This window comes from Tissierellales bacterium (genome assembly GCA_035301805.1).
GTDB lineage: Bacteria > Bacillota > Clostridia > Tissierellales > DATGTQ01 > DATGTQ01.
The window spans coordinates 1-7,162 of the sequence record DATGTQ010000185.1 but is presented as its reverse complement, the minus strand read 5'-3'; the positions used below and the strand labels follow the sequence as shown (position 1 = coordinate 7,162).

At 29.1% G+C, this 7,162-nt stretch carries 7 protein-coding genes; all 7 read right to left on the bottom strand.

From position 1 onward, the window contains the following. Window positions 1–886 (bottom strand): polyamine ABC transporter ATP-binding protein (gene potA, locus VK071_09285; GenBank protein ID HLR35496.1); only part of this gene is annotated, 886 nt, incomplete at its 3' end. 19 nt (window positions 887–905) lie between these two features. Continuing rightward, window positions 906–1,445 (bottom strand): XRE family transcriptional regulator, encoded by a 540-nt coding sequence (locus tag VK071_09280; protein HLR35495.1) that lies wholly within the window; start codon window positions 1,443–1,445, stop codon window positions 906–908. A gap of 208 nt (window positions 1,446–1,653) precedes the next feature. Then, window positions 1,654–3,024: a radical SAM protein gene (locus VK071_09275; GenBank protein ID HLR35494.1), complete on the bottom strand. Its 1,371-nt coding sequence runs from the start codon at window positions 3,022–3,024 to the stop codon at window positions 1,654–1,656. 16 nt (window positions 3,025–3,040) lie between these two features. Then, window positions 3,041–3,628 carry a TetR/AcrR family transcriptional regulator gene (locus tag VK071_09270; protein ID HLR35493.1) on the bottom strand — a complete coding sequence of 196 codons (588 nt, stop codon included), beginning with the start codon at window positions 3,626–3,628 and terminating at the stop codon, window positions 3,041–3,043. Between the two features lie 116 nt (window positions 3,629–3,744). After that, the gene (gene thiI, locus VK071_09265) at window positions 3,745–4,914 is read right to left on the bottom strand and encodes a tRNA uracil 4-sulfurtransferase ThiI (protein HLR35492.1); all 1,170 of its coding nucleotides are present in this window, start codon (window positions 4,912–4,914) and stop codon (window positions 3,745–3,747) included. 5 nt (window positions 4,915–4,919) lie between these two features. Next, entirely contained in the window at window positions 4,920–6,077 is a 1,158-nt protein-coding gene (locus VK071_09260) for a cysteine desulfurase family protein (protein HLR35491.1), read from the bottom strand. A gap of 18 nt (window positions 6,078–6,095) precedes the next feature. Further along, window positions 6,096–6,707, bottom strand: coding sequence for a lactate utilization protein (locus VK071_09255; GenBank protein HLR35490.1), 612 nt, complete (start codon window positions 6,705–6,707; stop codon window positions 6,096–6,098). Window positions 6,708–7,162: the final 455 nt, after the last annotated feature.

Genomic DNA, 7,162 nt, shown 5'->3' with positions numbered 1-7,162 from the left:
CTTTCCCTGTTATTTTTCCTTTATCGGCATTTACAATCACTAAGTCTTCCGGTCTAATGACTACATCTATCTTTTCCTTTTCTTTAAATCCTTTATCTATACAATCAAATACTTCTCCTTCTATTTCTACTACAAAATCTTCATGCATTATACCATCAACAATATTGCTTTCACCTATGAATTTTGCAACGAAAGCATTTTTAGGCTCGTTATAAATATCTACAGGTGTTCCTATTTGTTGTATTTCTCCTTTATCCATGACTACAACTGTATCCGACATAGTAAGGGCCTCTTCTTGATCATGAGTTACATATATAAATGTTATTCCTAAAGTTTTTTGCATACTTTTAAGTTCTATTTGCATATCTTTTCTAAGTTTTAAATCCAAAGCACCTAAAGGCTCATCTAATAATAATACCTTAGGTTCATTTACTAAAGCTCTAGCTATAGCAATTCTTTGTTGTTGCCCTCCACTTAAAGATTCAATAGTTCTATTTCCATAGCCTTCTAAATTAACTAACTTTAACATTCTAGCAACTCTTTTTTCTATATCTCTTTTCAACACCTTTTTAATTTTTAACCCAAAAGCTATATTTTCAAAGACATTTAAATGGGGAAAAAGAGCATACTTTTGGAATACTGTATTTATTTGTCTTTGATATGGTGGTATATTAGTAATATCTTTACCTTCAAATATTACTTTTCCGGTACTAGGCTCTTCAAATCCTCCAATAATTCTTAAGGTAGTCGTTTTTCCACAACCACTAGGACCTAAAAGGGTAATGAATTCATTTTTTCTTACGTATAGATTGAGATTTTTTAGTATTTTCACTTCATTATATTCTTTAGATATGTTCGTTAAATTAATAATACATTTTTCTTCCATTTGAATTCCCCCTATTTAATTAAAAATTTGGTGGCGAACTCACCCATAAAATCCTTGCAATTCCCTTACCTGGATTTATAATATAGTGGTTTACATTTGCCTTAAAATAAAAGCTTTCACCTTTCTTCACTTTATACCTTTTACTACCTAAACATAAAATTATACTACCTAAAATTACATAACCAAACTCCTCCCCTTCATGAGGGGTATCTTCTTTTGATCTACCATTAGAATCTATTTCTATAAAAATGGGCTCCATAATATTTTTTTGAGCATTAGGTACTATCCATTTCAAAGTATATTTATACTCTTCATTTTCTGTTTCAAAAAAATCTCCTTTTAAAAATACTACTTTTTCATTATCCTCATCATTGAAAAAATCTTTTAAATTAGTCCCTAAACCATCTAAAATATCTACTAATGTTGCAATAGATGGAGAAGTTAAATCCCTTTCTACTTGAGATATAAAACCTTTAGTCAATTCACATCTTTCAGCTAACTCTTCCTGAGTTAAAGAATTTTGTATCCTTAGTCTTTTAATTTTCTCACCAATATCCACTATTATCCTCCTAATGATTTGATTATATATTAAACTTAAGGTTTATAATTACTAAACAATTATAGAGCAAAATTATTATAATAAAAAATATAAGTAAAAGTCAACATTTTTTTATAAAAAAATGGATTACAATTTATTGCAATCCATTTTATAATACCTATTAATTTTAATCTTTAATATTTTTTTACTTTTAAAAATTATTACTTTTTTAATTACTTGTCACTTTTTCTTCTTTTTTCTCTAAAGTTTGGTTCCATAACTTTTCAGCTGTAGGTTCCCAATTCTTTGCTGCATCTATAGTCTTTGCTGTTAAATCCTCAACATCTTCTCTATCAACTGGTTGGGTAGAATAAGCACTTGATTCATTAACCATTTTCTTCAACTTTTCAGGATTATCCAGTAAAGGACATGGTCTTAAATGGTTGTCGTTAAATGGTTGTTCCCCTTTATATTGCATAAATAAAGGTGATTGTAATGCTTCCAATAAACTTACATCTTTAATATTAACATTTGAATAGTGAATAAATGCACATGGTTCTACATCTCCATTTGAGTTAATGTGTAAATATTTTCTTCCACCAGCTATACAACCATTTACATACTCACCATCATTCCAAAAATCTATTGTAAATATTGGCTTTTCTTTTCTCATTTCTCTTACCCTATGATACATATATTCCCTTTGTTCTGGAGTCGCAATTAAATCTGTTACAGCATCTTTCCCAATTGGAATATAGGTAAAATACCAACCAAACATACAACCATTTTCTATCATTAAATCTATATATTCTTCGGAACCAATTATATCTGTATTATACTTATGATAACATGTTGAAAATCCAAAAACTACCCCTTCTTTCTTAAGAAGGTCCATAGCTTCAATTACCTTTTCGTAAGTTCCATTTCCTCTTCTCATATCTGTTTCATCTTCAAAACCCTCTACACTTATAGCTAAACCAAAGTTGCCAAGTTCTCCTAACTTTTTAGCAAACTCTTCATCTACTAATGTTGCATTGGTAAAGGATAAGAAAGAACAATCATCGTGAGTTTCAGCCAACTTAATTAAATCGTCTTTCCTTACTAGTGGCTCTCCTCCTGAATATATATACATATAAATCCCAAGCTCTTTACCTTCTCTAATAATTCTATCTAATGTTTCATAACTTAAAGAGTCAGTTTTATCATATTCTGATGCCCAGCATCCTGTACATTTTAAATTACAAGCACTAGTTGGATCCATAAGTATTGCCCAAGGTACATTACAATCGTATTTCTTTGATACCTTATCTTGAATAGGTATTCCTACTATACCAGAGTTAACCATATAATTAATCATAAACTTTTTTCTAGTATTTGGCGACAACTCAGTAAAATATCTTTCCATTAGTACATGCCAATTATCATCAGGATCTGCAGCTATTTTTTTAAAATCCTCTAGCCAGCGCTTATGATTTTCTCTAGTTACAATTTTTTCTGCCCATTTTAAAAGCTTCGGCATATTTTTCATAGGTTCTTTTTCAATATATTTCATTCCTTCATTCAGCAATGCAGTACTAATAACTTTTTTAACACCTGCCATTAAAATCCCTCCTATATTAGGCTTTTAATCCATCAATTAAAAAATTAACAGAATTCATTCTTTCTCTTAGATCATTGTTACAGCAAGACGGCTGTATTAAAGAGGTTTGAATAAATGAAAACAATATATCTGCCATACTTTCACTATCAACTGTTTTTAACTCTTTTGCTTCTATTCCATCAGATATTAGGTTATTAATTATATCTATTATATCCTTATTATATTGATTTACTTTTTCCATTTTTTCATTACTTTCTCTTTTTAATATAACCCAGACTTCTACTAATAATACAAACATAAAATTATGTTCACATTCAGTGATTAATTCAAATATTAATTTTTTTAACTTTTCAGGAATAGTTAAGTTTTCATCCTCTACAATGGTCTCAACTTTTTCTTTTATTTGTTCAAAAGCTTCTGTGGCTGTGTAATAAAATATCTCTTCTTTATTTTTAAAATATTGATATAAAGTTGTTCTTCCCACACCACATTTTTCAGATATGTCGGCTAACCTTGTTTTTTCATATCCTTTTACTGCAAAGACTTTACTTGCATTTTCTAAAATTTCCTTTCTTCTTACTTCATAATCTACTATCTTTGGCAAATTATTTTCTCCCCCCTTCTGCCTAGAACTATAAGCTTATATATAATATTAACATAGCTGACACTGATGTCAATAAAAAATTGGCTTTTACTTCTAAATTTTTTATGTCTTTTAGCTTATGGAATAATTTTTATTACTTTCATAGTATCTAAAGCCTTTTCTACTAGACCTTCAACATCTAATTTTTCCTCAGACTTTTCAATATCTTTTAATCGGGGTTTAGTAACAGGATGCTTAGGTAAAAACAATGTACAGCAATCATCATAAGGTAATATTGAGGTTTCATAGGTTTCTATATCCCTAGCAATATCTATAATATCAACTTTATCAAATCCAATTAAAGGTCTTAATACAGGCAAAGTCACACTGGCATTAGTAACACCAATACCTTCTATAGTCTGACTAGCAACTTGCCCCAAACTTTCCCCTGTAATTAATCCATTTATATTATGTTTTAAAGCAATTTCTTCTGCAATTCTCATCATAAATCTTCTAGAAAGAATAGTCATTTCTTTTGAAGGGCATTTTTCATTTATTTCTTTTTGGACTTCTAATATGTTTACACTATAGATAGTTATTTCTCCTGTATACATTGATAGAATTTTAGCTAATGCTTTTACTTTTTCTTCAGATCGTTTTCCAGTAAAAGGATAGCTATGATAATGAACTGCATGTATTTTTATTCCCCTTTTAGCCATTAAGAAACCAGCAACTGGACTATCTATTCCCCCAGATAATAACAATAGTCCTTCTCCATTAGTTCCTACAGGTAATCCTCCATAACCTTTAATCTTTTCTGTATATATATAACAGTTTTCTTTAATATCAATATATAAATAAATATTTGGATTATGAACATCAACAGTTAAATTTTGAAATTTTCCTAATATTAGCCCCCCTATTTCACGAGAAACCTTTGGAGATTCTAAAGGAAAGCTTTTATCTACCCTATTAGTCTCTACCTTAAATGTATTTATATTCTTATTATCTAAAACTTTTCTAAGAGTACAAATAGAACCTTCCTTAATTTCCGACATATTTTTGCCTACTTTAATACAAGGACTAAGATATACTATACCGAATATTTTTTTTACTCTATTAATTATTTGATCATAATATTTTTCTTCCCCTTCTATATAAAACTTTCCTTGTTCTTTATAAATAGATGGAGCTCCTAAATCTTTTGTAGCACCTTTAATTTGACTTATTAATTTATCTTCAAAAAATTTTCTATTTAATCCTTTAAGGGCTAATTCTCCTACACTTACACTAATTACTTTTTCCATTTTCATCACCTTTTCACTATTTGCCTTATTTCATCTACAGATCTTTTTAATACTTCTACAGTATAGTCTAGTTCTTTATAAGTATTTTCATAGGAAAAACAAAATCTAATAGCTCCTTCTATTTCATTTTCATTAAGTCCTATAGCTTTTAGAACATGACTCTTGTCTTCAGCATTTGATGAACATGCAGAAGCTGTAGATACATATATACCTTTATCTTCTAAATAATGGAGAAGCACTTCACCTTTTGTATATAAAAAAGATACATTTAATATATAGGGAGAAGTACCTTCATCTAAAGAAGTATTAATTTTAATGTCCTCAATTTCCTTTAATATTTTCTCTGCAAAATAAGTCTTCAATTTATATACGTGTTTTCTTTCCTCTTCAAATTTTTCGCCCATTATTTCTACTGCTTTTGCCATTCCTACAATACCAGGCGTATTTTCCGTTCCGGACCTTAATCCTCTTTCTTGTTGACCTCCATAAACTAAAGGATTGATATTAATTTCTTTTTTAACGTATAATCCTCCAATACCTTTAGGCCCATAAATTTTATGGGCACTAAAAGCAAAGGTATCAACTTTCCATTTTCTTATATTTATTGGAATCTTACCAAAGGCTTGAACCCCGTCTAAATGAAGTAAAGCTTTAGAATTTTTTTCTTCCATTATCTTTCTAATTTCATTTACAGGCTCTATGGCACCTAATTCATTATTTACAACCATAATAGATACTAATATTGTATCTTTCCTTATCTCATTTTTTAATTGTTCTAAGTCTACATTACCTTTATCATCCACATCTAGAAAAGTAACTTCAAAACCATGATTTTCATAGTATTTAAAAATATTAAATATAGATGAATGTTCAACTTTTGTAGTAATAAGGTGGTTGCCCTTTCTCTTATACCTATTTACTAGTCCTTGAATTGCAATATTATTGCTTTCTGTACCACCTGAAGTGAAAAATATTTCATCTTTTCTTACGTTTAAAAAGTCCGCAATTATTTTCCTTGAATCCTCAATCCTTTTTTCAGTTTTTAATCCTAAACTATGCAATGACGACGGATTTCCATAACTTTCTTTTAACATATAATTTATTTCATCAATAACTTCATCTCTAGGTTTAGTTGTAGAGCAATTATCTAAATAAACTAACACTATACCACCTCATCAATATTAATACCCTAAATCTTCATTAATAATATATACAATTATCTGTGTATTATCAGGATTTTTATGAAGAATAACTTCCGCCTTACATATTCTATCTGGAGAATCACAATCATTGCATTTTCCCGTATGTACACATGGAGTATTTTTATTTAATCTTTTTGCATTTTTAGGCGCTGCAATATTTTTTATTCTATTAGATGCCTCTTTATAATCTTTACAAATCTTATTTTTTCCCGCAATAATATAAACTCTTTCATGGCCATAAATCATTGAAGCCACTCTATTACCTGTTCCATCCATGTTAACTAATTTACCATCTATTGTCAAAGCATTAGTACTTGTTAAGTATATATCTGTTTCTATAGCCTTTTTTAATACTTGTTTTCCTTCTTCAGCTGAAGCTTTCCAATGCCAATATACTTCATTTCCTTTTTCCTTCAACTTTTCATAAAGACCAAGATCAAGTATTGTCATAGAACCACCTATTGATATACTATCATCCTCTAGAATTTCGGTTATTATTTTTTCTATAGCTTCATCCTTAGTTTCAAAAAATTCTCCTTTAAACCCATTTTTCTTTAGATTTTCTAATGTATCTAAAACTCTTTTATCCATTGTAACACCCCTTTTTAATTTGTTTTTTATTTTTCTATACACTATTATTATATAAGATTTGACCTTTTTCTTAAAGTAAGTTTTGGTCTTTATGAAATTATTTTATCCTTTTTTGAAAAAAGAGTTGCAAAACTTGTCGTAATTTGCTATAATCTTTACGTGGTTATCCCCCTGGTAACCTCAAATAAGATCTCTATTCCCAATACCCCTTTTGAACGGTTTTTTATTACATCCTTAATGGATGAGAGACTCCTAACGGAGTCTCTATTTTTTGTGTATTTTTTTATTTATTGTGTTAAAATATGCTTATAAGTAATTTAGACCAGCTATTAAATGTCAAGATGTAATTTAATTTATTTTGCCCTAGTGATTTTAGAATTTCCGTCAGAACCCGTCAAGGGAAAAACACCCTTGACAGAACCTGCCATAAATTCTTATGTAAAAATGGGCAAAAC